Origin of the sequence: Lentzea nigeriaca (assembly GCF_016907955.1) — a bacterium.
GTDB lineage: Bacteria > Actinomycetota > Actinomycetes > Mycobacteriales > Pseudonocardiaceae > Lentzea > Lentzea nigeriaca.
Window position 1 is genome coordinate 409,741 of record NZ_JAFBCX010000002.1, and the last position, 22,929, is coordinate 432,669.

Annotated in this window: 23 protein-coding genes; 9 read left to right on the forward strand and 14 right to left on the reverse strand. The window is 69.1% G+C overall.

The window, feature by feature from the left end:
• The first annotated feature begins 21 nt into the window (after window positions 1-21).
• Window positions 22-1,113: a DNA polymerase III subunit beta gene (gene dnaN, locus JOD27_RS08310; protein ID WP_204761530.1), complete on the forward strand. Its 1,092-nt coding sequence runs from the start codon at window positions 22-24 to the stop codon at window positions 1,111-1,113.
• A 284-nt stretch (window positions 1,114-1,397) separates the two neighbouring features.
• On the opposite strand, the gene JOD27_RS08315 is transcribed toward dnaN, so the two are convergent.
• The 3 genes from JOD27_RS08315 to JOD27_RS08325 form a co-directional block, all read right to left on the reverse strand.
• On the reverse strand, window positions 1,398-2,654 hold the full coding sequence (locus JOD27_RS08315; protein ID WP_204761531.1) for an MFS transporter: 1,257 nt from the start codon (window positions 2,652-2,654) through the stop codon (window positions 1,398-1,400).
• A gap of 347 nt (window positions 2,655-3,001) precedes the next feature.
• Complete coding sequence (locus JOD27_RS08320; RefSeq protein WP_030469453.1) at window positions 3,002-3,676, reverse strand: Crp/Fnr family transcriptional regulator; 675 nt, start codon at window positions 3,674-3,676, stop codon at window positions 3,002-3,004.
• A 209-nt stretch (window positions 3,677-3,885) separates the two neighbouring features.
• A complete protein-coding gene (locus JOD27_RS08325) occupies window positions 3,886-4,125 on the reverse strand; it encodes a hypothetical protein (RefSeq protein ID WP_109630982.1) in 240 nt (79 codons plus the stop codon).
• Window positions 4,126-4,261: 136 nt separating this feature from the next.
• Here JOD27_RS08325 and nth point away from each other — a divergent pair, with 136 nt between their 5' ends.
• From nth to JOD27_RS08345, 4 genes are read left to right on the forward strand one after another with little or no spacing between them, the layout of a single operon-like run.
• A complete protein-coding gene (nth, locus tag JOD27_RS08330; RefSeq protein ID WP_239566793.1) occupies window positions 4,262-4,969 on the forward strand; it encodes an endonuclease III in 708 nt (235 codons plus the stop codon).
• The gene (locus JOD27_RS08335) at window positions 4,966-5,529 is read left to right on the forward strand and encodes a TlpA disulfide reductase family protein (RefSeq protein WP_204761532.1); all 564 of its coding nucleotides are present in this window, start codon (window positions 4,966-4,968) and stop codon (window positions 5,527-5,529) included. Before nth ends, JOD27_RS08335 begins: the two co-directional genes overlap by 4 nt.
• Window positions 5,526-6,182: an NUDIX hydrolase gene (locus JOD27_RS08340; protein ID WP_204761534.1), complete on the forward strand. Its 657-nt coding sequence runs from the start codon at window positions 5,526-5,528 to the stop codon at window positions 6,180-6,182. The genes JOD27_RS08335 and JOD27_RS08340 overlap by 4 nt, the downstream gene beginning before the upstream one ends.
• 15 nt (window positions 6,183-6,197) lie before the next feature.
• Window positions 6,198-7,385 carry a MarP family serine protease gene (locus tag JOD27_RS08345; protein WP_204761536.1) on the forward strand — a complete coding sequence of 396 codons (1,188 nt, stop codon included), beginning with the start codon at window positions 6,198-6,200 and terminating at the stop codon, window positions 7,383-7,385.
• Here the strand turns inward: JOD27_RS08345 and JOD27_RS08350 are convergent.
• Window positions 7,348-8,061 (reverse strand): TetR/AcrR family transcriptional regulator, encoded by a 714-nt coding sequence (locus tag JOD27_RS08350; RefSeq protein ID WP_204761537.1) that lies wholly within the window; start codon window positions 8,059-8,061, stop codon window positions 7,348-7,350. The genes JOD27_RS08345 and JOD27_RS08350 overlap by 38 nt on opposite strands.
• Window positions 8,062-8,132: 71 nt before the next feature.
• Here JOD27_RS08350 and JOD27_RS08355 point away from each other — a divergent pair, with 71 nt between their 5' ends.
• A complete protein-coding gene (locus tag JOD27_RS08355) occupies window positions 8,133-9,617 on the forward strand; it encodes an FAD-dependent oxidoreductase (protein ID WP_204761538.1) in 1,485 nt (494 codons plus the stop codon).
• Here JOD27_RS08355 and JOD27_RS08360 read toward each other — a convergent pair.
• The 4 genes from JOD27_RS08360 to acs form a co-directional block, all read right to left on the reverse strand.
• Window positions 9,589-10,506 carry an alpha/beta fold hydrolase gene (locus tag JOD27_RS08360; RefSeq protein WP_204762036.1) on the reverse strand — a complete coding sequence of 306 codons (918 nt, stop codon included), beginning with the start codon at window positions 10,504-10,506 and terminating at the stop codon, window positions 9,589-9,591. The two genes, JOD27_RS08355 and JOD27_RS08360, sit on opposite strands and share 29 nt — an antisense overlap.
• The gene (locus JOD27_RS08365) at window positions 10,503-10,943 is read right to left on the reverse strand and encodes a phage holin family protein (RefSeq protein ID WP_307830007.1); all 441 of its coding nucleotides are present in this window, start codon (window positions 10,941-10,943) and stop codon (window positions 10,503-10,505) included. The genes JOD27_RS08360 and JOD27_RS08365 overlap by 4 nt, the downstream gene beginning before the upstream one ends.
• On the reverse strand, window positions 10,940-12,106 hold the full coding sequence (gene nhaA, locus JOD27_RS08370; protein WP_204761539.1) for a Na+/H+ antiporter NhaA: 1,167 nt from the start codon (window positions 12,104-12,106) through the stop codon (window positions 10,940-10,942). Before nhaA ends, JOD27_RS08365 begins: the two co-directional genes overlap by 4 nt.
• Window positions 12,107-12,239: 133 nt before the next feature.
• Window positions 12,240-14,222, reverse strand: coding sequence for an acetate--CoA ligase (gene acs / locus JOD27_RS08375; protein ID WP_204761540.1), 1,983 nt, complete (start codon window positions 14,220-14,222; stop codon window positions 12,240-12,242).
• Window positions 14,223-14,481: 259 nt separating this feature from the next.
• On the opposite strand from acs, the gene JOD27_RS08380 reads away from it, so the two are divergent.
• A complete protein-coding gene (locus tag JOD27_RS08380) occupies window positions 14,482-15,210 on the forward strand; it encodes an oxidoreductase (protein ID WP_204761541.1) in 729 nt (242 codons plus the stop codon).
• Here JOD27_RS08380 and kynU read toward each other — a convergent pair.
• Together kynU and JOD27_RS08390 are read right to left on the reverse strand one after the other, a co-directional pair.
• Window positions 15,200-16,300 carry a kynureninase gene (kynU, locus tag JOD27_RS08385; RefSeq protein ID WP_307830009.1) on the reverse strand — a complete coding sequence of 367 codons (1,101 nt, stop codon included), beginning with the start codon at window positions 16,298-16,300 and terminating at the stop codon, window positions 15,200-15,202. The genes JOD27_RS08380 and kynU overlap by 11 nt on opposite strands.
• Window positions 16,297-17,112, reverse strand: coding sequence for a tryptophan 2,3-dioxygenase (locus tag JOD27_RS08390; RefSeq protein ID WP_204761542.1), 816 nt, complete (start codon window positions 17,110-17,112; stop codon window positions 16,297-16,299). Before JOD27_RS08390 ends, kynU begins: the two co-directional genes overlap by 4 nt.
• A gap of 105 nt (window positions 17,113-17,217) precedes the next feature.
• Between JOD27_RS08390 and JOD27_RS08395 the strand changes: the two genes are divergently transcribed.
• Window positions 17,218-17,658: an Lrp/AsnC family transcriptional regulator gene (locus tag JOD27_RS08395; RefSeq protein ID WP_204761543.1), complete on the forward strand. Its 441-nt coding sequence runs from the start codon at window positions 17,218-17,220 to the stop codon at window positions 17,656-17,658.
• Here the strand turns inward: JOD27_RS08395 and JOD27_RS08400 are convergent.
• From JOD27_RS08400 to JOD27_RS08410, 3 genes are all read right to left on the reverse strand, one after another.
• A complete protein-coding gene (locus tag JOD27_RS08400; protein ID WP_204761544.1) occupies window positions 17,647-18,558 on the reverse strand; it encodes an N-acetylmuramic acid 6-phosphate etherase in 912 nt (303 codons plus the stop codon). The genes JOD27_RS08395 and JOD27_RS08400 overlap by 12 nt on opposite strands.
• On the reverse strand, window positions 18,555-19,475 hold the full coding sequence (locus JOD27_RS08405) for a MurR/RpiR family transcriptional regulator (RefSeq protein ID WP_204761545.1): 921 nt from the start codon (window positions 19,473-19,475) through the stop codon (window positions 18,555-18,557). The genes JOD27_RS08400 and JOD27_RS08405 overlap by 4 nt, the downstream gene beginning before the upstream one ends.
• Window positions 19,476-19,581: 106 nt before the next feature.
• Window positions 19,582-20,028, reverse strand: coding sequence for a carboxymuconolactone decarboxylase family protein (locus tag JOD27_RS08410; protein ID WP_204761546.1), 447 nt, complete (start codon window positions 20,026-20,028; stop codon window positions 19,582-19,584).
• Window positions 20,029-20,078: 50 nt separating this feature from the next.
• Between JOD27_RS08410 and pdxR the strand changes: the two genes are divergently transcribed.
• Window positions 20,079-21,416, forward strand: coding sequence for a MocR-like pyridoxine biosynthesis transcription factor PdxR (gene pdxR / locus JOD27_RS08415; RefSeq protein ID WP_204761547.1), 1,338 nt, complete (start codon window positions 20,079-20,081; stop codon window positions 21,414-21,416).
• Here pdxR and JOD27_RS08420 read toward each other — a convergent pair.
• The gene (locus tag JOD27_RS08420) at window positions 21,399-22,922 is read right to left on the reverse strand and encodes a serine hydrolase domain-containing protein (RefSeq protein ID WP_204761548.1); all 1,524 of its coding nucleotides are present in this window, start codon (window positions 22,920-22,922) and stop codon (window positions 21,399-21,401) included. The genes pdxR and JOD27_RS08420 overlap by 18 nt on opposite strands.
• Window positions 22,923-22,929 lie beyond the last annotated feature (7 nt).

The following is a 22,929-nucleotide window of genomic DNA, read 5'->3' on the forward strand; positions in this document are numbered from 1 at the left end:
GTCCTCGCTAGCGTCCCACCCATGGACCTCACCGTCACGACAGCCGAGCTCGCCGGCGCCGCCGCCGAGGTGGCGCGGCTGCTGCCCACCCGCGTGCTCGACCCGGTGCTGGCCGGCCTGCGGCTCACCGCCGGCACGGACGTCGAGGTCGCGGGCAGCGACCAGGAGCACGGCGTGCGCCTGACGGTGCACGCCACCGTCCACACCGAGGGCGAGGTGCTCGTGCCGGCGAAGCCGCTGGCCGCGACCCTCCAGGCGCTGGACGAGCCGCAGGTGCGGCTCAAGGTCGAGGGCCAGCGGCTCGCGATCCGCACGCCGACGTCCAGGTTCGCGATCCCGCTCCTCGACCTGGCCAACCACCCAGGCGTCCCGGAGCTGCCACCGCTGCAGGGCCACCTCGACGCCGAGAAGCTCAAGACCATCGCGGCGGTGGCGGGCGCGGCCTCGAAGGACGACGCCCTGCCGATCTTCACCGGCATCCGCATCCGGTCGGACGAGCAGAAGCTGCACGTGATCGCGACCGACCGCTACCGCATGGCCTACGCGACCCTGCCGTGGGAACAGAACGGCCATGTCGATCTGTTGGTCCCGGCGAAGCCAGTCGTGGAAGCGGCGAGGCAGGCCTCAGGCCAGGTCTCGCTGCACGCGAACGAGGACCGTATCGGCCTCGCCTGGGGCAACAACTCGATCTCCACCGCACTCTTGGCCGCTCCGTTCCCGGACGACCGGGCGCGCCGACTCCTGGAGGCAGTCATCGACAGCACCGTGCTCGTGGACGCGGACGCGCTGGCGCGAGCCGTCCGCCGAGCAACCCCCTACGGAGGTCCGCACCAGGCGGTGACCATCCAGGTGGAGGACTCGGAGCTGCGCGTCAAGGGCAGCGACCCGCAGCAGGGCGAGTCCGAGGAGTTCGTGAAGGCCACCGTCGAGGGCGACCGTCTGACCAAGACCTTCCAGGCCCGCTACCTGGCCGACGCCCTGAAGGCCTTCGCGGGCCGCCGCATCGAGCTCCGGATCCAGGATGGCCTGCGGTCCACGGTGCTCACGTCGACTCCTGGCGAGGACGGGGTGGAGCTGACCTACCTGGTGGTGCCGATGCGCTCAGTCGCCTGATCAAACGCGGGCCCTTCGGGACACGAAGGGGCAGACCTGCTCAGCGGGCGGCGAGCTCCATCTCGGAACGCGCTGCGGCACCGGTTCGGCGGAACGCAGCGCCGCACCGCGCACCCGGCCGTCACGCCGCGACCCGCGGGCTCCACCTCCGAACGCGGCGGAATCTCACGAGGCACGCCTGGGAGCACACCGCAGGTCGGCTCGCCGAGCGGCCTGCTCCACCTCCGAACGCAGCGGGACCGCCCCGAAGGACGGTCCCCTGCAACAGCCACACCACAGGCGGCTCAGCGGGCGGCGAGCTCCATCTCGGAACGCTGCGGCAGCGGCTGAGCCGAACGCGGCACCCCGCGCCGCACGGTCCCGCGCAGCAGCCACACCGCCAGCGCGATCACGAGACCGGCCGCACCCGAGGCGACGAACGCCGGCCGCGTGCCGAACTGCTCGATCAGCTGCCCGGACAGGCCCTGCCCGATGGCGAGTCCGACGGTCACCGAGGTGATCACCCAGCCGAACGCCTCCGCGGCCATGCCGTTGGGCGTGACCTGCTCGATCGCCGCGGAGTGCGCGGTCGACTGCGGCGTGATCAGCGTGCCGACCACGAACAGCGCCAGGCCGAGGCCGACCAGGGAAGCCGGGATCGCCAGCAGCAGCGACAGCAGGCCGAACCCGCCCAGCAGCACCGGCAGGCGCAGGTGCATCGGGCGCGGCCACGGGCGCATGCCGTAGAGCACGCCGAAGATCACCGAGCTGATCGACCACAGCGACAGCATCAGCCCGCCCATCGAGGCGTGGCCCGAGGCCTTCGCGAACGCCGGCACGGCCACCTCGACGAAGCCGATGGTCACGCCGAAGCCCAGTGCGGCGAGCGCGACGGTGCGCATGCCGGGGTAGGCGAACGCGCCGAGCAACGGCCGAGGTGCGGCAGCGACCGGGCCCCAGGCCCGCACGACCGGGTTGAACGCGAACCACAGCGCGCCGAAGACCATCATCACGGCACCGGCCACCACGCCCGTGCCCGCCCACGGCGCGGCCAGCAGCAGACCGGCGAGACCCGGACCGAGGATGAAGAAGACCTCCATGCTGATCGACTCGTAGGCGTAGGCCGCCATCCGCGTCGCGCCGGAAGGCACCATCCGCTCCCACAGCGCCCGCGACGCCGAGCCCACCATCGGCTCGGTCGCGCCGACGCCGAGAGCCAGTGGGACCAGCACGAACACCGGCGCAACCGCCTCGACGGCGATCACCGAGGCGGTCACGAAGAGCGCGAAGAGGCCGGTCACGGAGACGAGCGGCCGGGTGGGGCCGAAGCGGTCCATCAGCCGGCCCTGGACGACCGAGCCGAGAGCGACGCCCACCAACGCCGCCGCCGAGACCATGCCGGCGACCGCGAACGAGCCCGTCGCGCGCTCCACGTAGAGCAGCAGCGAGAGCCCGACCATCGCGATCGGGAGGCGGGCGAGCAGGGACGCGGCCACGGGGCCGCGCATGCCGGGAGTCGTCAGGGCGGCGCGGTAGTCGGAGAGACGGGCAGAGTGGGACATGCGTACCAGTATGCCAAAGGTGGTACGGATGTACCAGATCGGGTGCGCAGGGTCACCATGGTTGCGATTCGGTCACGGGAATGGGATGACCGGGTGAAACATGCAACGAATCGGCCACTGACGGGGTCCTTGAGGGTGAAAGGACTTGAGCGGTCGGGGTGGAAACGTGCGAAAGTTGACTCATCCACCGAGACCAACCTCTGGCTTGAGGGTCGGGGCCTACGCGCCAGAGGGATGGAAGGCACGGTTCGTCGGGGGATGGGCCGTGCAACACAAAGGACCGGTGCGCCACGTCGGGGGTGGCGCCCGGTCCTTTGTGTTCGAAGCCTTCGGAAAAAGTCCCGAACCTAGCGAGCCCGGCGAGCGAGGCGCTCCGGGTCCAGGATCAGCACGCTCTTGCCCTCGAGGCGCAGCCAGCCCCGGTGCGCGAAGTCGGCGAGCGCCTTGTTCACGGTCTCGCGGGACGCGCCGACGAACTGGGCGATCTCCTCCTGCGTCAGGTCGTGCGTGACGCGGAGCAGGCCGGCCTCCTGCGAGCCGAAGCGCTGCGCGAGCTGCAGCAACGCCTTGGCGACGCGGCCGGGCACGTCCGTGAAGATCAGGTCGGCGAGCATGGAGTTCGTCCTGCGCAGCCTGCGGGCGAGTGCCCGGAGGAGCTGCTCGGCGATCTCCGGCCGGTTGGTGATCCACTGACGGAGCGCGGGGCGGTCCATGGACACCGCGCGCACCTCGGTCACCGTCGTCGCGGTCGACGTGCGGGGGCCGGGATCGAAAATGGACAGTTCACCGAACATGTCGGAGGGTCCGAAGATCCCCAACAGGTTCTCGCGGCCGTCCGGCGACTTGCGGCCGATCTTCACCTTGCCGGACTGGATGATGTACAGGCGATCGCCTGGCTCACCCTCCGCGAAGATCACGTGGCCACGCGGGAACTCCACCGTTTCCAGGGTCTGCGCCAGCGCCTCTGCGGCTGCCGGGTCAACTCCCTGGAAGATGCCCGCTCGCGCCAGGGTCTCGTCCACCTCGTCCCTCCTAATCGACGCGACGGCACGCCTACCACCTTCTTTGGTGGAGTCAGCGCCGTGCCGCCGATCACTGCGTTGCAGTCTAAGGGCTGTCTTGTGGATCGCCGCCCGGCTCGCCGTCTTACTAGGAACAACCCGACTGACTCGATCCAGAGCCCAACGAACCAGTTTACGCCATTCGGGTGGTGACGGTCAGCGCGGGGTCATCAGCGGACGCGCTTGCGCACGCTGCCGCGACCACGTCGACGCAGGCGGAACAGTTCCAGAGCGCGGCCGATGCCGTGTCCGTAGAGCGCCTTCACCTCGTCGGGGCGGGCGGACTCCAGGAACTCCTCGACCTCGTTCTCCTGCACGGCGACGTGCCGGAGCTTCGCTTCGACGCGCTCCATGAAGAGCGCGAAGAACATGATCACGATCGGGACGACGATCACAAACCAGGCAGTCATGATGCTCCGCAGTGTGGCGCATGTGGGATTCGAGTACGCGTCTAGGGGGTCGTGTCGGCGTGTTGACTACTCTGAATCAGTGCCCGCAACCAAGAAACCGGAAACCAAGCTCGGCCTGACCCGCAGGGCCCGCCGGATGGTGCGCGTGCTTGCCGAGGGGTACCCCGACGCGCACTGCGAGCTGGACTTCACCACGCCACTCGAGCTGCTCGTGGCGGTGGTGCTGTCCGCGCAGTGCACCGACAAGAAGGTCAACGAGGTCACTCCCGCGCTCTTCGCGAAGTACCCGTCCGCCGCCGACTACGCCGGCGCCGACCGGATCGAACTCGAAGAGATGATCCGCCCGACCGGTTTCTACCGGAACAAGGCCACGTCTCTGATGGGTCTCGGTGCCGCTCTTGTGGAGAAGCACGACGGTGTGGTTCCAGGCACTCTCGAGGAGCTGGTCAAGCTCCCCGGTGTAGGACGCAAGACCGCCAACGTGGTTCTCGGCAACGCCTTCGATGTGCCCGGCATCACAGTCGACACCCACTTCGGCCGTCTCGTCCGCCGCTGGGGCTGGACCGTGGAGGAGGACGCCGTCAAGGTCGAGCACGCCATCGGCGCGCTCATCGAGAAGCGCGACTGGACGATGGCGTCGCACTGGATCATCTTCCACGGCCGCCGCGTCTGCCACGCCAAAACGCCTGCCTGCGGGGCCTGTCTGCTGATGAAGGACTGCCCGTCGTATGGCCTGGGCCCCGAGGACCCGGTCAAGGCGGCGAAGCTCGTGAAGGGCGACGAGAAGCCACATCTGCTGGAGCTTGCCGACCGCGTGCGGTCCGGCGAGAAACTTGCGGGGTGAACACCCGCAGCCGCTGGCTCGTTCTCGCGCTCGTCCTCGGCATCGCCGGGGTCGTCGCGCTGTGGCCGCGTGACAGGTCGCCGGAACCGCCACCCACGTCGACCCGCCCGTCACAGGACGTGGCGGCGTTGCGCGCGCAGGCCCAGCTCCGGCCGTGCGTGCCGAGCGGTGAGGGCGGCGTCGACGTGACGTGCCTCGGCGACGGCACCCGGACGGCCCTCGCGTTGAAGGGGCCTCTCCTGATCAACTTCTGGGCGACCTGGTGCCAGCCGTGCCAGGAGGAGCTGCCCGTGCTCGACTCCTACGCGAAGCAACCAGGCGCCGTCCCGGTCGTCCCAGTTCTTGTGGACAGCAGGGAAGCCGACGGCCTCGAGCTGCTCGCTCGGCTCGGCGTGCGGCTGCCCTCGGTCTACGACGGGGCCGACGAACTGCGCAAGCGCGTCAAGGCCCCGCTCCCGTTGCCGGCGACGTACTACGTCGGCGCCGACGGCTCGGTCCGGCTGATCACGGACCCGCCGGTCTTCAAGGCGCCCGAGCAGGTGGAGAAGGCGGTGCGATGACGGAGGCAGAGCCACCCGACTGGATGCAGCGCCTGGCCAAGGCCACCGAGACGATCGACGCGCGAACGTTCATGCGGGACCCGCGCACACCCACGCGTGCCTACCGCAAGGCGTCGGTGCTGATGTTGTTCGGCGAGGACGAGGTGCACGGGCCGGACATCCTCCTGCTGCGCCGCGCGGACACGCTGGGCTCGCATCCCGGCCAGGTCGCGTTCCCCGGGGGCGCCGCGGACCCGACCGACGACGGGCCCGTCGCCACGGCATTACGCGAGGCTTACGAGGAGACAGGTGTACTTGCGGAAGGAGTGAGACCGCTCGCCCTGCTGCCGGAGCTGTACGTGCCGGTGTCCGGGTTCGTGGTCACGCCCGTGCTCGCCTACTGGGAACAGCCGAGCCCCGTCGCACCTGTCGACCCGGCGGAGACCGCCGCGGTCGCGCGGGTGCCGGTCGCGCACCTCGCCGATCCTGCGAACAGGTTCCGGGTGCGTCACCCTGCGGGTTACGTCGGAGCGGCCTTCTCCGCGCCGGGCATGCTGGTGTGGGGTTTCACCGCGGGGTTGATCAACGGCCTGATCGCACTCGGCGGCTGGGAACAGCCGTGGGATGCGACCGATGTGCGTGACCTTGAACTAGCGTTGCGCGCTACACAGTGAGGCGGAGGTTCTGGGTTGAACTGGGTTGACCTGCTCGTGCTGGGCCTGGCCGCGATCGCCGCGGTCTCCGGGGCCAGGCAGGGCATGGTCGTCGCGCTGCCCGCGTTCGTCGGTGTGCTCGTCGGCCTGATCCTCGGCACGCAGATCGCGCCGTTGCTCGTCTCCCAGTTCGAGAACGTCGTCACCAAGGTCGTGTTCGCTGTCGGCATCGTCGTGCTGCTCGTGGCGCTCGGCGAGACGATCGGCGTCTACATCGGCCGGACGATCAAGGCACGGGTCAACGCGTCGCCGTTGCGCGGCGCGGACAACGCCCTGGGCGCGATCGTGCAGGGCCTGGTCGTCTTCGTGGTGGCGTGGATGATCGCACTCCCGCTGACCTCGGTCGTCGGCCTGCCGGACCTCACGTCGTCGCTCAAGCAGTCGGTGATCCTCGGCAAGGTCGACGACACCATGCCGCAGGCCGCGCGGGTGCTCTCCCAGGACCTGCAGAAGCTCTTCGACGTCTCCGGCTTCCCGGCGGCGATGGACCCGTTCAACAAGACGCCGCTCAAGGACGTCGAGCCGCCGGACGGCCAGCTCGCGAACTCCCCGATCGCGGGCCGGCTGAAGTCGTCCGTGCTGAAGATCCGCGGCCGGGCGCCGTCGTGCTCGCGCGCCCTGGAAGGCACCGGGTTCGTGATCGCGCCGGAACGCGTCATGACCAACGCGCACGTGGTCGCCGGCACCAACGAGGTGACGGTCGAGGTCGGCCGCGGTCAGTTCGACGCGACGGTCGTGCTCTACGACCCGAAGACGGACATCGCCGTGCTCGCGGTGCCGGATCTCGAGGCCACGCCGCTGCAGTTCCGTTCCGACGAGGTGCAGGCGGGCGAGAGCGGCATCGTGCTCGGCTACCCGCTGGACGGCCCGTACAAGTCCTCTCCCGCCCGCGTGCGGGAGAGGATCCCGCTGCTGCGCGGCCCGGACATCTACGACGCGCAGACGGTCACCCGCGACGTCTACACGGTTCGCGCGGAGGTCCGGTCCGGCAACTCCGGGGGCCCGCTGGTCGACACGCAGGGGCGGGTGATGGGCGTGGTGTTCGGTGCCGCGGTCGACAACCCGGAGACCGGGTTCGTGCTGACGGCCCAGCAGGTGCAGTCGATGGTGCAGAAGGCGCCGACGCTCACCCGCCGGGCTTCGACCCAGGGCTGTGCTTCGTAGCGATGCCTTCGAGCACGTAGTCGAGGCCGCGGTCGAACACCTGCGCGGGATCGAAGTGACTGCCGTCGTAGATGAACCTGGCCAGCGTCGGGTACCGGCCCGTGGCGAGCACTCGCTCGATGTACGGGCCGGATGCCCGCTGCCACTGCTCCTCGGTCAGGCCACTGGACCGTTCCGCGCGGATCTCCGTGATCTCGTTGCGGACGGCGCCGTAGACGTACGCCATCACCGTGCCGACCACGCCCATCACCTCGTCGATGCTCTCGAACCCGACCACGGCGAGCGTGCTCTCCATGTACGCGAGTGAGTTCGGCCCCCGGTTCGGCCTGCCTCCGAGCAGGTCGACGAACCACTCGTGCCGCTTCGCGGCGCTCCGGATCTCGTGGGCGATGTGCCGCAACCCGGTTCGCCAGTCCGCTGACGGATCCGGCGGCCTGATCTCTCCGTAGATCTCGTCGACCATCAGGTCCAGCAGCTCGTCCTTGGTCTCGATGTAGCCGTAGAGGCGCATCGGGCCCGCGTTCAGCGCGGCCGCCACCTTGCGCAACGAGACCTCGTCGAGGCCGCCCGCGTCCGCGAGCTCGATCGCTGTGCGCACGATCAAAGCCCTGCTCAACGGGGTCGGCGACGGCCTGCTCGGCGGCTCGGGACGGTCCCACACCAGTTCGTTCGTCATCGCGCTGGACAATACAGCGTCTGGCAGCGATACAGTGTATTGAACGATACGCCGTATCGAGAGGGGACGTCGTGAAGACTTCGGTGTTGATCGTTGGAGGGGGACTCGCGGGAACGTCGGCCGCGTTGTTCCTGGCGTGGCGCGGAGTGCCCGTGACGTTGGTGGAAAAGCATCCGGGCAGTTCACTGCACCCGCGGGCGGTCGGCTTCACGGCGCGCACGGGTGAGTTGCTGCGTGCGGTGGGACTGGAGGAAGGGCTACCGGCGAGCAGGGTGGCGAAGGGCTTCGGCGTCCGGCGGGTCCGGGTCGCGAGCCTGGTCGGGGAGCGGTTCGAGGAGACCTTCTGGACCCCGCCGGAGGAGATCTCGGACATCGAGTACTCGCCCAGCAAGGGCGTGGCGCTGGCCCAGGACAGGATGGAGCCGGTGCTGCGGGACAAGGCCCGCGAGCTCGGCGCGGACATCCGGATGAGCACCCGGATGCTGGAGTTCACGCAGGACGACGACGGCGTCACGGCGGTCGTCCAGGGCGACGGTGAGCCGTACGAGATCCGCGCGGACTACCTGATCGCGGCGGACGGGCACCGCAGCCCGATCCGCGAGTCGCTCGGTATCACCCGCAGCGGCCGCGGCCACATGCACACCTCGCGCAGCGTGCTGTTCCGCGCGCCGCTGGAGGAGTACCTGAAGGACGGGATCGGTCAGTTCATCGTCGAGGGGGTCGGTTTCCTGACCACCTACGGGGATGGGCGCTGGCTCCTCATGCTCGACGAGCGCGAGTACACCGAGGCCGAGCTGCGGCAGCTGATCTTCCGGGCGATCGGCCGCGACGACCTCGACGTCGAGATCATCACCACCGGTCGCTGGACGATCACGGCCGGCGTCGCCGACCAGTTCTCGAAGGGCCGGGTCTTCCTGGCCGGCGACGCCGCGCACACGTTGCCGCCGAGCCGCGGCGGGTTCGGGGCGAACGTCGGCATCGAGGACGCGCATAACCTCGCGTGGAAGCTCGCGGCGGTGGTGAGCGGTGAGTCCCGCCCGTCCTTGTTGGACACCTACGACGCGGAACGCCGCCCGGTCGCATCGCTGTGCCACCAGCAGATCTTCGCGCGCAACGACGGTCACAACCGTGATCGCGAGCCGGAGGACGCGACGCTGTACGACAACAACGCGATGCACTACGGCGTGCTCTACCGCTCGGACGCGGTGCTCGGCGCGGGGCCGGAACTGCCGCCGGCGCAACGCCCGGAGCAATGGAACGGTCAGCCCGGCACGCGGGCGCCGCACGTGTGGATCGAACCTGGAAAGTCCACATTGGACCTCTTTCAACGCGGCTGGGTGCTCGTCGCGGACCACCCGCAGTGGGAGGAGGCAGCACAACGAGCAGGTGTCCAGTACGAACGGGTCGAGCAGCTGGACGCGTTCGGACTGTCCGAAAAGGGCGCCTCACTGGTGAGGCCGGACGGCTACATCGCCTGGCGCTCAGTCGATCTGCCGGACGACCCGGCGGGAACGCTGCAGGATGCGTTCAGGACGTCTTCCGCAGGAACTCGGTGATCAACCTGCTGGTGGTGTGGGGTGCTTCCTGGTTCGGGAAGTGCCCCACGTCCGGCAGGCACCGGAACTCCGACCCCGCGCCGAGCCACTGCCGCGACTCGTGGGCGGAGGACTCCCGTGTGATCGGGTCCAGCGCGCCGTGGATCTGCAGCACCGGCACCTGCGTCGGCTTGTCGACGGCCTCGGCGAACCGGCGGCCGTCGCTGCGGAGCTGCGAGCGCACCGCCCAGCGGTAGTACTCCATCGCGCTGTGGGCCACGCCCGGCACCATCATCGCCTGCCGGCAGCGGCGGATGACCTCGTCGAACTCTCGGGCCGACCGCCACTTCGGACCTGACCAAGCCGACAGCAGCTTGGCCACCTGCAGGGCGTTCTCGCCGGTCAGCCAGCGTTCGGGGTAGATCGGCAGCTGGAAGCGCAGCACGTGGGAGTTCACGCGGGGATGCCTGCGGAACGCCCGGCGCAGCGCCAGCGGATGAGGTGCGGCGAGCACCGAGATCGACGACACCAGGCGCGGGTGGATCGCGCCGACCGTCCAGGCCGTCGCGCCGCCCCACGCGTGACCCACCAGGTGTGCGCGTTGGGCGCCGAGCGCCTTGATCAGGCCCGCGATGTCACCGGCGAGCGTGAAGCCGTCGTAGCCGCGGGGTGGTTTGTCCGAGTCGCCGTAGCCGCGCAGGTCGACGGCCACCGCGCGGTACCCGGCCTCGGCGAGTGCGGTCAGCTGGTGCCGCCACGACCACCAGAACTCGGGGAACCCGTGCAGGAGCAGCACGAGCGGGCCCTCGCCGAGTTCGGCGACGTGCAGGCGGATGCCGTTGGCCGAGACGTCGCGGTGCGTCCACGGACCCGCGACCCGCACCACCGACGGGTCGGGTTTGCGGCTCAGTTGTCGTCGCCCCTGCGCGTGAGGGCCGCGACCGTGTCCTTCGCGGCCGCGATCGACTTCTGCGGCGCCCGGATCTTCCTCAGCTTGCGCACACCCAGCAGGACGAGGGCCCCGGCGGTGATCAGCATCAGCAGCGTCACGAGCCCGAAGCCAGCCCACCTGGGCCAGTTCCACCACTCGGAGAAGCCGAACCCGAGCGTCATGAAGAGGAAGAACATGCTGAACGACAGCACCGCGAGCGCGACGACGAGGAAGGCGCTGCCCTTGGCACCCTTCTTGAGCTCGGCCACGACCTCGCCCTTGGCGAGCTCGAACTCTGCTCTGACCAGAGTCGACATGTGCGTGGTCGCGTCACGGACGAGGCCGCCGATCGACGCCTCGGCCGTCGGATCGTCTGCGGTCAGCGGAATCGACGCGATGTGCTCCCTGGTGGTCACCCGGACATGGTGCCATGTGCGCGGCTGCGGCGAATGAGCAACACCGCGGCGAGCAGCGAGGAGATCATCGAGGCGAGCAGCACGGCGGCCTTCGCGGTCTCGGCCTGGCCGAGCGAGAGCTCCGCGATCAGCAGGCTGACCGTGAACCCGACCCCGCCCAGCACCGCCACCGCGACGATGTCCCGCGGCCCCGCACCGGACGGCCACACCGCCGCCTTGATCCACACGGCGAGTGCCGAGGCGCCCACGATCCCGATCACCTTGCCGACCACGAGCCCGACGATCACGCCGATGGCGATCTTGTCCGCGAAGAGCTTCCCGAACGCCTCCGCGCCCACCGGCACACCTGCCGCGAACAGCGCGAACACCGGTACCGCCACACCGGCGGACCACGGTTGCAGCCGGTGCTCCAGCCGCACCGCCGGCGCTTCCTGCTCGTACGGGTCGCGCTTCACCCGCGTCAGCAACGCCAGCGCGACGCCCGCGATCGTGGCGTGGATGCCCGACTCGTGCATGAACCACCACGTGGCCAACGCGATCGGCACGTAGAGCAACGGCGAAGTGATCCTCTTGTGCTGCAGGAACCAGTACAGCGCCAGCAGCAGCACGACCGCGCCCGCCGCGAGCAGGTTGAACTTCGTCGTGAACAGGACCGCGATCACGACGATCGCGCCCAGGTCGTCCACCACGGCGAGCGACAGCAGGAACACCCGCAGGCTCGACGGCAGCCCGGACGCCGTCAGCGCCAGCACGCCCAGCGCGAACGCGATGTCCGTCGCCACCGGAATCGCCCAGGCCTTCTCGATGCCCGGCTGACCCCAGCCGATCGTCAACGCGATCAACGCGGGAGCGATCATCCCGCCGATCGCCGCCACCACCGGCAGGATCGCGGCCTTGAACTCCGACAGCTCACCGACGACGAGCTCGCGCTTGAGTTCGAGTCCGGCCACGAAGAAGAAGAGGGCAAGCAATCCGTCTGTGGCCCACTGGCCGACGGACAACGGTCCGGCTTGCAGGTTCTGCAGCCCGAAGTAGGCGGGGGACAACGGCGAGTTGGCCCAGATGAGCGCTATGGCCGTGGCTCCGAGCAGAACAGTGCCACCCACGGTTTCCGTGCGCAGGTAGCGGGCGAACTCGGCGACAACGGCCTTCTTGCGCGACACAGGGCTCCCAAGGTGGTCAGCGGGTACACGAAACCTCGCGCCGACCAGACTTCCCGGCTCACCCTGATGCGATCTTAACGCGAACGGGCGCCCTCCGCAGAGGGCGCCCGTCACGTTTGCGCAGATCAGCTGGTCAGTCCTCGGACTTGCCCGACTGCAGTCCCGCCGAGATCAGGTCCATCACCGACGAGTCGGCCAGCGTCGTGACGTCGCCGACGGCGCGGTTCTCCGCGACGTCGCGGAGCAGACGGCGCATGATCTTGCCGGACCGCGTCTTCGGCAGCTCCGGCACGACCATGATCTGGCGCGGCTTCGCGATCGGGCCGATCTCCTTGGCCACGTGGTCGCGCAGCGCCTTGATCGCCTCGGCGCCGCCGGCCTCGTCACCCGCGCCGCCGCGGAGGATCACGAACGCCACGATGCCCTGGCCCGTGGTCGCGTCGGACGCGCCGACGACGGCCGCCTCGGCCACGGTCGGGTGCGAGACCAGCGCGGACTCGACCTCGGTCGTGGAGATGCGGTGGCCGGACACGTTCATCACGTCGTCGACGCGGCCCAGCAGCCAGATGTCGCCGTCGTCGTCGTACTTCGCGCCGTCACCGGCGAAGTAGAAGCCCTGCTCGGCGAAGCGCGACCAGTACGTGTCCTTGTAGCGCTCCTCGTCGCCCCAGATGCCGCGCAGCATCGACGGCCACGGCTCGTCCAGCACCAGGTAGCCACCGCCACCGTGCGGGACCTCGACGCCCTCGTCGTTGACGACCTTCGCGCCGATGCCGGGCAGCGGGCGCTGCGCCGAGCCGGGCTTGGTCGACACGACACCGGGCAGTGGCGAGATCATGATTGCGCCGGTCTCGGTCTGCCACCACGTGTCGACGATCGGGGCCTGGCCGCCGCCGACGTTCTCCCGGTACCAGATCCACGCCTCGGGGTTGATCGGCTCGCCGACCGAACCCAGCACGCGCAGCGAGGACAGGTCGTACTTCGCCGGAATGTCCGCGCCCCACTTCATGAACGTGCGGATCAGCGTCGGCGCCGTGTAGTAGATCGAGACGCCGTACTTCTGCACGATCTCCCAGTGGCGGCCCTCGTGCGGGGTGTTCGGCGTTCCTTCGTAGACGACCTGCGTCACGCGGTTCGACAGCGGGCCGTAGACGATGTAGCTGTGGCCGGTGACCCAGCCGATGTCCGCGGTGCACCAGTAGACGTCGGTGTCCGACTTGAGGTCGAACACGTTGTAGTGCGTGTACGACGCCTGCGTGAGGTAACCGCCGGACGTGTGCAGGATGCCCTTCGGCTTACCCGTGGTGCCCGAGGTGTAGAGGATGAAGAGCGGGTGCTCGGAGTCGAACGCCTCCGGCGTGTGCTGATCGGACTGCGAGTCGACCAGCTCGTGCCACCACACGTCCTTGTCGGTCCACGCGACCTCGGTGTTCGTGCGCTTGACGACGAGCACCTTCTCCACGGACGGCGCGCCGGCGACGGCCTCGTCCACGGAGGGCTTGAGCGGGGCCGGGTTGCCGCGGCGGTACTGGCCGTCCGTCGTGATCACGAGCTTGCACTCGGAGTCCTCGATGCGGGTGCGCAGCGCCTCCGCGGAGAAGCCGCCGAACACGACGCTGTGCATCGCGCCGAGACGGGCGCACGCGAGCATCGCGAAGATCGCCTCGGGCACCATCGGCATGTAGATCGCCACGCGGTCCTCGGCGCCGATCCCCAGCGACGTCAACGCGTTGGCGGCCTTGGAGACCTCGCGCTGCAGCTCGGCGTAGGTGATGGCGCGGGAGTCGCCCGGCTCGCCCTCCCAGTGGATCGCGACCTGCTCACCGTGGCCGGACTCCACGTGCCGGTCGACGCAGTTGTAGGCGACGTTGAGCTTGCCGCCCACGAACCACTTGGCGAACGGCGCGTCCGACCAGTCCAGCACCTGCGTCCACTTGGTGTCCCAGTGCAGCCGCTCCGCCTGCTTCGCCCAGAACGCCTCGCGGTCGGCCTTCGCCTCCTCGTACAGGTCGGGCTTCGCGTTCGCCTGTGCCGCGAAGTCGTCGGAGGGCGGGAACGTCCTGCTCTCCGTGAGCAGGTTGTCCAGAGCTTGGCCCTGGCCTGGCGACTGCGTCATGGTGCGAGACCTCCTGGAAAGTCCAGACCGGTTGGGGATGCGAGTACTGACCGTAGTGCGAGCCAGTTCACTTCCAACAGGCTCCTCCCTCAAAAGGTTCAGACCAATATTGGGAGGTTCGTTACACAGCTGTCATTGTGTAACCCGTTTTGTCTGGTTGAAGCACGTACGGCGCGTTGAACGGGCGAAGTTGCGCGCTCAACGGTCTCGTCAGTGAGCTGGATCACGCGTTTCACCTGGTCAGGTACTCTGCGCGACCGTGACCGATCCGCTTGCTCCGCTGCTTTCGTTGCCCGGTGTGGCCGACGCCGCCAACGCGGCCAAGGACGCCGTCTTCCAGGTGCACCGTCATCGGGTGAACCTGCGCGGCTGGGCCACGACCGCGGCCGAGGCGTCCGTCCGCGCCGCCCGTGCGTCGGCGGCTCTGGAGGGCGGGCCGACCGAGATCCCGACGTCCGGTGAGGTCTCCGATCCCGTGCTGGCCGGGTCGTTGCGGGTCGCGGAGGCGCTCGGTGGTCTCGTCGGCACGTGGCAGCGCGCGCCGTTGCAGGCTCTCGCCCGCCTGCACGTCCTGGCCGCCGCGGACCTGGCGTCCGACCTCGGTCGCCCGCGGGTGTCCGAGGACGTGTCGCAACGGCTCGACCTGCTCGCGTCGCTCGTCACCGGCGGAACGTCCGTGCCGGCGCCGGTGCTCGTCGCGGTGGTGCACGGCGAACTGCTCGGCCTGGCACCCTTCGAGGTCGCCAACGGTGTGGTGGCGCGGGCGGCTTCCCGGCTGACGTCGATCTCCACCGGCCTCGACCCCAAGGGCCTCGGCGTGCCGGAGGTGGCTTGTTTGAGGAGGGCCTCCGAGTACGAGGCCGCGTCCGTGGCGTTCGCCTCCGGGACGCTGGAGGGCCTCGCTCAGTGGATCCTGTTCGTGTGCTCGGCGTTGGAGGCGGGCGCCCGCGAGGCGCGCAGCATCGCGGACGCCGCGCTCACCGGGTGATCTCTGCCAGGACCTCGGCCGCCCTGATCGCGTCCTCGTCGGTCACGTAGAGCGGCGCGAAGCCGAACCTGAGGACGTCCGGCGGCCGGTGGTCGCCGATGACGCCGCGCGCGATCAGCTCGTCCATCACGGCCTTGGCGTCCGGGCAGCGCACCGAGATCTGGTTGCCGCGGACCTCGGGCGTGATCACTTCGAGGTTCGTGAGCTTCTCGACGTGCTCGCGGAACAACGCGGTCAGCTTGAGGCCCCGCTGCCGCAGCTCGGCGAGGTCGACGTCGTCCCACACGTCCAGCGCGGCGTCGAGCGCCAGCATCGACAGGATGTCCGGCGTGCCGACCCGTGCCCGGACGATGCCGGGGTCCGGCTCGTAGCTCGGCGCCATGGCGAACGGCTCGCGGTGCCCGTTCCAGCCGGAGAGCGGGTTCTCGAAACCCGCCTGCTTCTCGTGCGGCACGTAGATGTACGCGGGCGAGCCCGGTCCGCCGTTGAGGAACTTGTAGGTGCAGCCGATCGCGAAGTCGACGTCCAGCGCGTCCAGCTCGATCGGCAGCACGCCCGCGCTGTGGCAGAGGTCCCAGACCACCTGCGCGCCGATCTCGTGCGCCTGCTCGGTGAGCGCCTTCATGTCGTTGAGCGCGCCGGTCCGGTAGTCGACGTGGTTGAGCAGCACCACGGCGGTCTCGTCGGTGAGGTCCAAAGAGGACGGATGGGCCGCCCGGATCTTCAGTCCCGCCAACGAGGCCGCGGACTGCGCGATGTAGCCGTCCGTCGGGAACGTCGACTCGTCGCACACGATCTCGGTGCGATCGGTGCCCTTCACCGCGCCCATCAACGCCTTGAAGACGTTGACCGACGTCGAGTCGCCGACGACGACCTGCCCTTCGGCGGCCCCGATCAGCCTGCCGATCCGGTCACCGATCCGTTGCGGCGCCTCCCACCAGCCCTCGGACCACGAGCGGATCAGCCGCGTGCCCCACTGGTGCTTCACGACCTCCTGCATCCGCTCGGCGACGTGCTTCGGCGGTGCGCCGAGCGAGTTGCCGTCGAGGTAGATGACGCCTTCTGGGATGTCGAACAGCTCACGCTTCACACGTAGCTCCTGGCAGTCCACAGCTCGGGGAACACCGACCGTTGGGTGCGCTTCTCCAACCAGGCAACACCTGCGGACCCGCCGGTGCCGACCTTCGCGCCCATCGAACGGCGGGTGGCGAGCAGGTGGTCGTAGCGCCAGCGCGCGAACTCCTCGGCGATGTCGGTCAGCGCCTCGCCGAGCTCCAGCAGGTCGCGGTCGTCGCCGCGGTAGATCTCCGCCCACACCTGCTCGACCTCCGGCGACGCCTCGTAGGCCTTGGTGAGGTCGCGGTCGAGGACGCTCTGCGGAATGTCGAAACCGCGGCGCTTCAACGCGGCCAGCACGTCGTCGTAGAGCGACGGCTTGGACAGCGACTCCTCCAGCTGCGCGTGCATCGCCGGCACCGCCCGGTGCGGCACGAGCATCGACGCGGACTTCTCGCCGAGCAGGAACTCCATCTCGCGGTACATGCCCGACTGGAAGCCCGAGCCCTCGCCGAGCGCGTCGCGGAACGAGTTGAACTCGGTCGGCGTCATGCGCGCGATCGGCCGCCACGCCGCGGACAACGCCTGCAGGTGCAGATCAGACCTGCGCAGCGTGCGGACGGCAGCGCGGAGGTCATCGGCGCGGAGCTCGCTCTGGGCCTGCCGCCACTCGAAGCAGAGCAGTCCGAAGTACAGCTCCATCACCTGCGTGATGACCAGGAACGACATCTCACGCGGATCTTTGGACCACTGCTGTTGAAGGGTGTGCAGCACCGACGCGTGCACGTAGTCCTCGTACGGCGTGGTGCCGCCGAAATCCAGCTTGGGGGACACGGGGCAGCTCATGCCTCAATCCTCGCTCGAACGGCCTCTCACCTGAATGGATGACGAAAGGCGTTCGCCCCGAACTTCTTTCAAACACAAAACAGATCGCGGGGTAGCTTTGCGTTCATGCTGGACGACGTCGACAAGGCCCTGTTGGAGGCTCTCCAAGAGGACGCTCGCCTGTCGTACAACGAGCTCGCACGTCGCGTGCACGTCTCACCGCCGACGGTCGCCCAACGGGTCCGCCGCCTGGAGAACATGGGCGCGATCACCGGCTATCGCGCCGTGGTCGACCCGACCGTCGTCGGGCGTCCGGTCGTCGCATTGGTGCGCATGAAGTGCTACGGCCCGAGGTGCATCACGGTCCACCCGGAGCTGCTCGACGACGTCCCGGAGGTCGTCGAGGTGGTGCGGCTGACGGGGGAGATCTGCTCGGTGGTGAAGGTCGTCACGACGTCCATCCAGGAGCTGGAGCGGTTGCTGGTCCGGCTCGCGAGCCACGGAGAGACGTCGAGCGCGATGGTGCTGTCGACGCCGATCCCGTGGCGTCCTGTCCTACCCGGCTAGGCGGTTCAACGCGTTGCGGACGTGGCCCTCCGTGTCCTCCAGGGCGGCGGCCGCACGTTCGGTCGGCACGCCCGACAGCAGGTGCACCAGCGCCACCTTGAGGTCGCCGGACGCTTCCGCCAGCGCCTGTTCGCAGTCGCCGACGGGCAGGCCGGTGGCCTCGTGCAGGATCCGGATCGTCCGGCCGCGCAGCTTGGCGTTGGTCGCCCGCATGCTGACCATCAGGTTCGAGTAGGTGCGGCCGAGCTTGATCATCACCGCGGTCGAGAACGATGTCAGCACCAGCTTCTGTGCCGAGCCCGCCTTCATCCTGGTCGAGCCGGCGATCGCCTCCGGGCCCGTGTTCAGCGCGACCAGGACGTCCGGGGTGAACGGCACCGACGCGTTGTTCGACACCAGCACGGTGTGGGCGCCAAGCGCTTGCGCCTCTTCCAAAGCACCGATCACGAACGGCGTGCGTCCGGACGCCGTGATGCCGACGACCACGTCCGTCGCGGTCGCCGCACGACGGATCTGCGCGGCGGCGGAGTGGTCCTCGACCTCCTCGACCGCGCGGACGAGGGCCTCGGAGCCACCGGCGTGGTGGGCGACGAACCAGTCGGCGGGAGCGTTGAACGTCGGCACCAGCTCGGCGGCGTCCAGCGTCGCCAGACGGCCCGAGGTGCCCGCGCCGACGTAGTGGACGCGCCCGCCCGACCTGATCGCGGTGACGCCCAGGTCGACCGCGCGGGCCAGCTCCGGCAGTGCCTCGGCGACGGCGGACGGGACGGTGCGGTCCTCGTCGTTGATCATCCGCAGCACGTCGATCGTGGGGACCCGGTCGATGTCCGTGGTGCGAGGGTTCCGTTGTTCGGTCGGAGATTCCACGCGCACCACCACACCGTTCCGGGGGGAGATCATTTAGTCGTCTCCCGAGGCCGTCGGCGGCCGTCTGGTCTCGCACCGAGCCGGTGACCGGACACCGCTTCGTAGGTCGCTTCCAGGGCGGTCTTCGCCGTGTCCACGTGGTGCTGGGCGACGCCGATGAACAGGCAGTCGATCACGGTGAGCTGCGCGATGCGACTCGCCATGGCGCCGGAGCGGAACGTGGTCTCGCGCGCGGCCGTGGTCAGCACGAGGTCGGCGACCTCGGTGATCGGGGAGCGCGGGAAGTTCGTCAGCGCGACGGTCGTGGCGCCCGCCTCCTTGGCCACCCGCAGCGCCTCGACGGTCTCCACGGTCGAGCCGGTGTGCGAGATGCCGACAGCGACGTCCTCGTCGGTCAGCACGGCGGCGGAGGTCAGCGCGATGTGCGTGTCGTTCCACGCGAAGCAGGTGCGGCCGATGCGGTGCAGCTTCTGCTGCAGGTCGAACGCGACGAACGCCGAGGCGCCGAAGCCGTAGACGTCGACGCGCCGGGCGCCCGCGACGGCCTGAACCACTCGGTCGAGTGACTCGATGTCGAGCTGCTCGGCGGTCTCCTCGACGGCGCGGGCGTCGGCGAACGCGACCTTGCCGACGACCTGGCGCAGGTCGTCGCCCGGCCCGATGTCGCCGCCCATGTCGTGGTTGGCACGGGCGGCGCTGCGGGCGGTGTCGGCGGCGAGCGCGATGCGCAGCTCCGGGTACCCGCCGACGCCGATGGCCTTGCAGAACCGCGTCACCGTCGTCTCACTGGTGCCCGCCTGCTCGGCGACCTCGGTGATGCTGCGGTGCGCGACCGACGCCGGGTTCTCCAGCACCACCTTCGCGACGCGCTGCTCGGCGCGCGCGAGACCCGGCAGCAAGGACCGGATCTTCACCAGCGGACTGGACTCGGCACTGCTCTCAGTGGACACGTGGGAAACTTACTAACCGCCACTGCGAGGGTCAACGGAGTGTGTGGCCAACTCACCCCAAGTGTGTCCAAAAGTCACCCGATGAGGGTGAGTTCGGCGCGGCATGTCACCGAACGTCGGGCACCTTTCGGGTGGACACCGCGATCCGGTTCCATGAGTTGATGGTGAAGATCAGCGCGATGAGCTGGGCGAGCTCCTTCTCGTCGAAGTGCTTCGCCACACGCTCGTAGACCTCGTCGCTGACGTACTCGTGGCTGCTCAGGACCGTGATGGCCTCGGTCAGCAGCAGCGCGGCCTGCTCCTTCTCGGTGTAGAGGTCGCCCGCCTCCTGCCACGCGTTGAGCAGGTAGATGCGTGCCTCGGTCTCACCACCCTTCCGGGCGTCGACCGTGTGCATGTTGAGGCAGTAGGCGCAGTGGTTCAGCTGGGAGGCGCGGATCTTGACCAGCTCGGCCAGCTGCGGGTCGATGCCCTCGCTGGCGGCGGCGTCGAGAGCGATCATGGCGCGGTAGACCTTCGGAGCGTTCTTGGCGAGGTCGATGCGGTTCGTCATGTCGACAAACCTATGGCGCCGATTGGCCCGAGGCGTGGTGCAATTCGGTCGTGGAATCGTGGGCCAATCTTGACTTCCACCTCGACCTGTCCGGTCCGGGTGGCCTGCGGCAGCGGTTGACGGCGTCGCTGCGCGAAGCAGTCCGTTCGGCGCGCCTGCCTCCCGGGACCCGGCTGCCCGCCTCACGGTCGTTGGCCGCCGATCTCGGGATCGCGCGGAACACCGTCGCCGAGGCGTACGCCGAGCTGGTCGCCGAAGGCTGGCTGACCGCGCGGCAGGGCTCGGGAACCGTTGTCGCGCAGCGGGTGGCGCCTCCACCGCCGGTGAAGCGCCCGGCGCCCGGCTCGGACGTGCGGTTCGACCTGACGGTGTCGACGCCGGACATCACCGAGTTCCCCCGCGCGGAGTGGGTCCGCTCGACGCGCCGGGCGTTGATGGCGGCACCGTCGGAGGCGTTCGGGCCGGGAGATCCGCAGGGGCGGATCGAGCTGCGGACGGCGTTGGCCGAATACCTGGCGCGGGCACGCGGTGTGCGGGCCGATCCCGAGCGGATCGTGGTGTGTTCGGGTTTCGCGGACGCCATCCGGATGTTCGACCGGCTGCTGAAGCCGCCGGTCCTCGTCGAGGAGTACGGGCTGGACTTCCACCGGTCGTTGTGGAAGGCCACGGTGCCGTTGCCCGTCGACGACCACGGCGCGAACACCGAGCAGTTGCCCGATGACCGTCGTGCGTGCGTGCTGACGCCGGCGCACCAGTTCCCGTTGGGCGGTCCGCTGCACCCACGGCGGCGCGCGTCGGCGGTGGAGTGGGCACGGCGCGTGGGCGGCCTTGTGCTGGAGGACGACTACGACGGCGAGTTCCGCTACGACCGGCAGCCCGTCGGGGCGGTGCAGGGCCTGGATCCGGAGCACGTGGCGTATCTCGGCACGTCCAGCAAGGCGTTGTCGCCGGCGTTGCGGATCGCGTGGATGGTGCTGCCGGACCGGTTCGTCGACCCGATCCTGGCGTTGAAGACCGATCGCGAGCAGTACATCAGCATGCTCGACCAGCTGACGTTGGCGGACTTCCTCGCATGCGGGGCGTACGACAGCCATGTGCGGCGGATGCGGTTGAAGTACCAACGGCGGCGTGACCGGCTCGTGGAAGCCGTCTCGCCGTACGCGGAGATCTCCGGCATCGCGGCCGGGATGCACGCTGTGCTCGACACCCCGCACGAAACCGCCATCGTGCAGACGGCTCGTCAGCGTGGGATCGAAGTCAATCCTCTCTCGCGGTTCCGACACGAGAACAGCGACGACGACCGCACGGGGATCGTCGTGAGCTTCGGAGCGCCCGCGTTTCCGCGGGCGCTCCCTGCGTTCACGGAGGTGCTAGCGGCGTGCCAATGACCAGCCTTCGGCCGTGACGTCGCCGCGTGCGTGGACGTAGACGCCACGGCCGTTGTACTGGCCCGCCTTGGTGTAGACGAACCGGGACTTCTTCGGCTCGGTGGCGACCCATCGGCGTTCAGTGGTGGTGATCGTGCGGACGTCCTGCCACTGCGTGCCGTCCCACTGCTGGATGGTCAGCTTGTCGCCCTTGTCGACGTCGACGAAGACCTCGACCGGGCGTTCCGCGGTGAGGGTTCCGCCGGAAGTCGTTGCGCGCCACTGCTTTCCGTGCGACTTGACCGCGAGCGCGTTGGCCAGTCCGTCGGCGACGACCCGGCGGGCGGGGTTCACGCTGCCCCAGTCACGCGACGGGTGCACGCGGTTGGTCAGCAGGATCGCGATCGACCGCGAGGACTTGTCGATCACGAACGACGTGCCGGTGTAGCCGGTGTGGCCCGCGGTGCCCTTGCTGCTCAGCGCACCCATGTACCAGCGCTGGTCGAGTTCGAAGCCGAGTCCGTGGGCATTGTCCGGGAACTGCTGGTTGAAGTTCGTGAGCATCAGCTCGACGGAGTGCTCGGTGAGGATCCGGCGGCCCTGGTAGGTGCCGCCGTTGAGGATCGTCTGGCCGAGGACGGCGAGGTCTCTGGCGGTGCCGAAGACGCCAGCGTGGCCGGCGACTCCTCCGAGGGACCACGCGTTCTCGTCGTGCACCTCACCGCGGATCATGCCGCGTGGCGGTGCGGACTGGAACTCCGTTGCGGCGGTGCGATTCTTGGCTTTCGGGTTGTAACCGGTGTCCTTCATGCCGAGCGGCTTGGTGATGCCGTCTCGCACGGCGTCGTCGAGGCGCTTCCCGCTGACCTTGTGGACGAGCTCGCCGAGCGTGATCAGGTTGAGGTCGGAGTACATGTAGGTGGTGCCGGGCGTGGACTTCGGCTTCACGTCCATCACGGCTTTGATGCGCGACGGGACGTCCGGGTACAGCTTCCACAACGCGATGAACGGTTCGAGGCCGCTCGTGTGTGTGAGGAGCTGCTTGACGGTGATGTTCTCCTTGCCGTTCACGCCGAACTCGGGCAGGTAGTGGGCGACCTTCTCGTCGATGTCGATCTTGTCGTTCTCGACCTGCTGGATCACGGCGATCGACGTGAAGAGCTTGGAGATCGAGGCGAAGTCGAAGATCGTGTCCCTCTGCATCGGGACGCGTTCTTCTTCTGGCAGCTGGGTTTGCTGGTCCTGGTAGAGAACGGCGTAGCCCGTGCGGTCGTGCGTGACGATCTTGCCGTCGTGCACGTACATCGTGACGGCGCCGGCGAAGAGAGGTTTGCCGTTGGCCTGGGGTTTGGTGAAGTCGCGGACCTGGCGCAGGGCGGAGTTGATCGGGTCCGGGTCGAGGTTCGCCCAGTACGGGTTGGACTCGCGCAGCGTCGTCCACGGGTGCGCGAAACCGTCCTGGGGCTGGTCGAAGTGGCCGGGGACCGCGGCCGTCACGACGGCGACGGCCAGTGCGGGGATGAGCATGGCGTCC

What these genes read in the sequence shown, in the direction of transcription:
- dnaN (WP_204761530.1), top strand. Translation starts at nt 22, where the DNA reads ATGGACCTCACCGTCACGACAGCCGAGCTCGCCGGCGCCGCCGCCGAG.
- JOD27_RS08315 (WP_204761531.1), bottom strand. Translation starts at nt 2,654, where the DNA reads ATGTCCCACTCTGCCCGTCTCTCCGACTACCGCGCCGCCCTGACGACT.
- JOD27_RS08325 (WP_109630982.1), bottom strand. Translation starts at nt 4,125, where the DNA reads ATGACTGCCTGGTTTGTGATCGTCGTCCCGATCGTGATCATGTTCTTC.
- nth (WP_239566793.1), top strand. Translation starts at nt 4,262, where the DNA reads ATGGTGCGCGTGCTTGCCGAGGGGTACCCCGACGCGCACTGCGAGCTG.
- JOD27_RS08340 (WP_204761534.1), top strand. Translation starts at nt 5,526, where the DNA reads ATGACGGAGGCAGAGCCACCCGACTGGATGCAGCGCCTGGCCAAGGCC.
- JOD27_RS08350 (WP_204761537.1), bottom strand. Translation starts at nt 8,061, where the DNA reads ATGACGAACGAACTGGTGTGGGACCGTCCCGAGCCGCCGAGCAGGCCG.
- acs (WP_204761540.1), bottom strand. Translation starts at nt 14,222, where the DNA reads ATGACGCAGTCGCCAGGCCAGGGCCAAGCTCTGGACAACCTGCTCACG.
- JOD27_RS08390 (WP_204761542.1), bottom strand. Translation starts at nt 17,112, where the DNA reads ATGAGCTGCCCCGTGTCCCCCAAGCTGGATTTCGGCGGCACCACGCCG.
- JOD27_RS08395 (WP_204761543.1), top strand. Translation starts at nt 17,218, where the DNA reads ATGCTGGACGACGTCGACAAGGCCCTGTTGGAGGCTCTCCAAGAGGAC.
- JOD27_RS08400 (WP_204761544.1), bottom strand. Translation starts at nt 18,558, where the DNA reads ATGATCTCCCCCCGGAACGGTGTGGTGGTGCGCGTGGAATCTCCGACC.
- JOD27_RS08410 (WP_204761546.1), bottom strand. Translation starts at nt 20,028, where the DNA reads ATGACGAACCGCATCGACCTCGCCAAGAACGCTCCGAAGGTCTACCGC.
- JOD27_RS08420 (WP_204761548.1), bottom strand. Translation starts at nt 22,922, where the DNA reads ATGCTCATCCCCGCACTGGCCGTCGCCGTCGTGACGGCCGCGGTCCCC.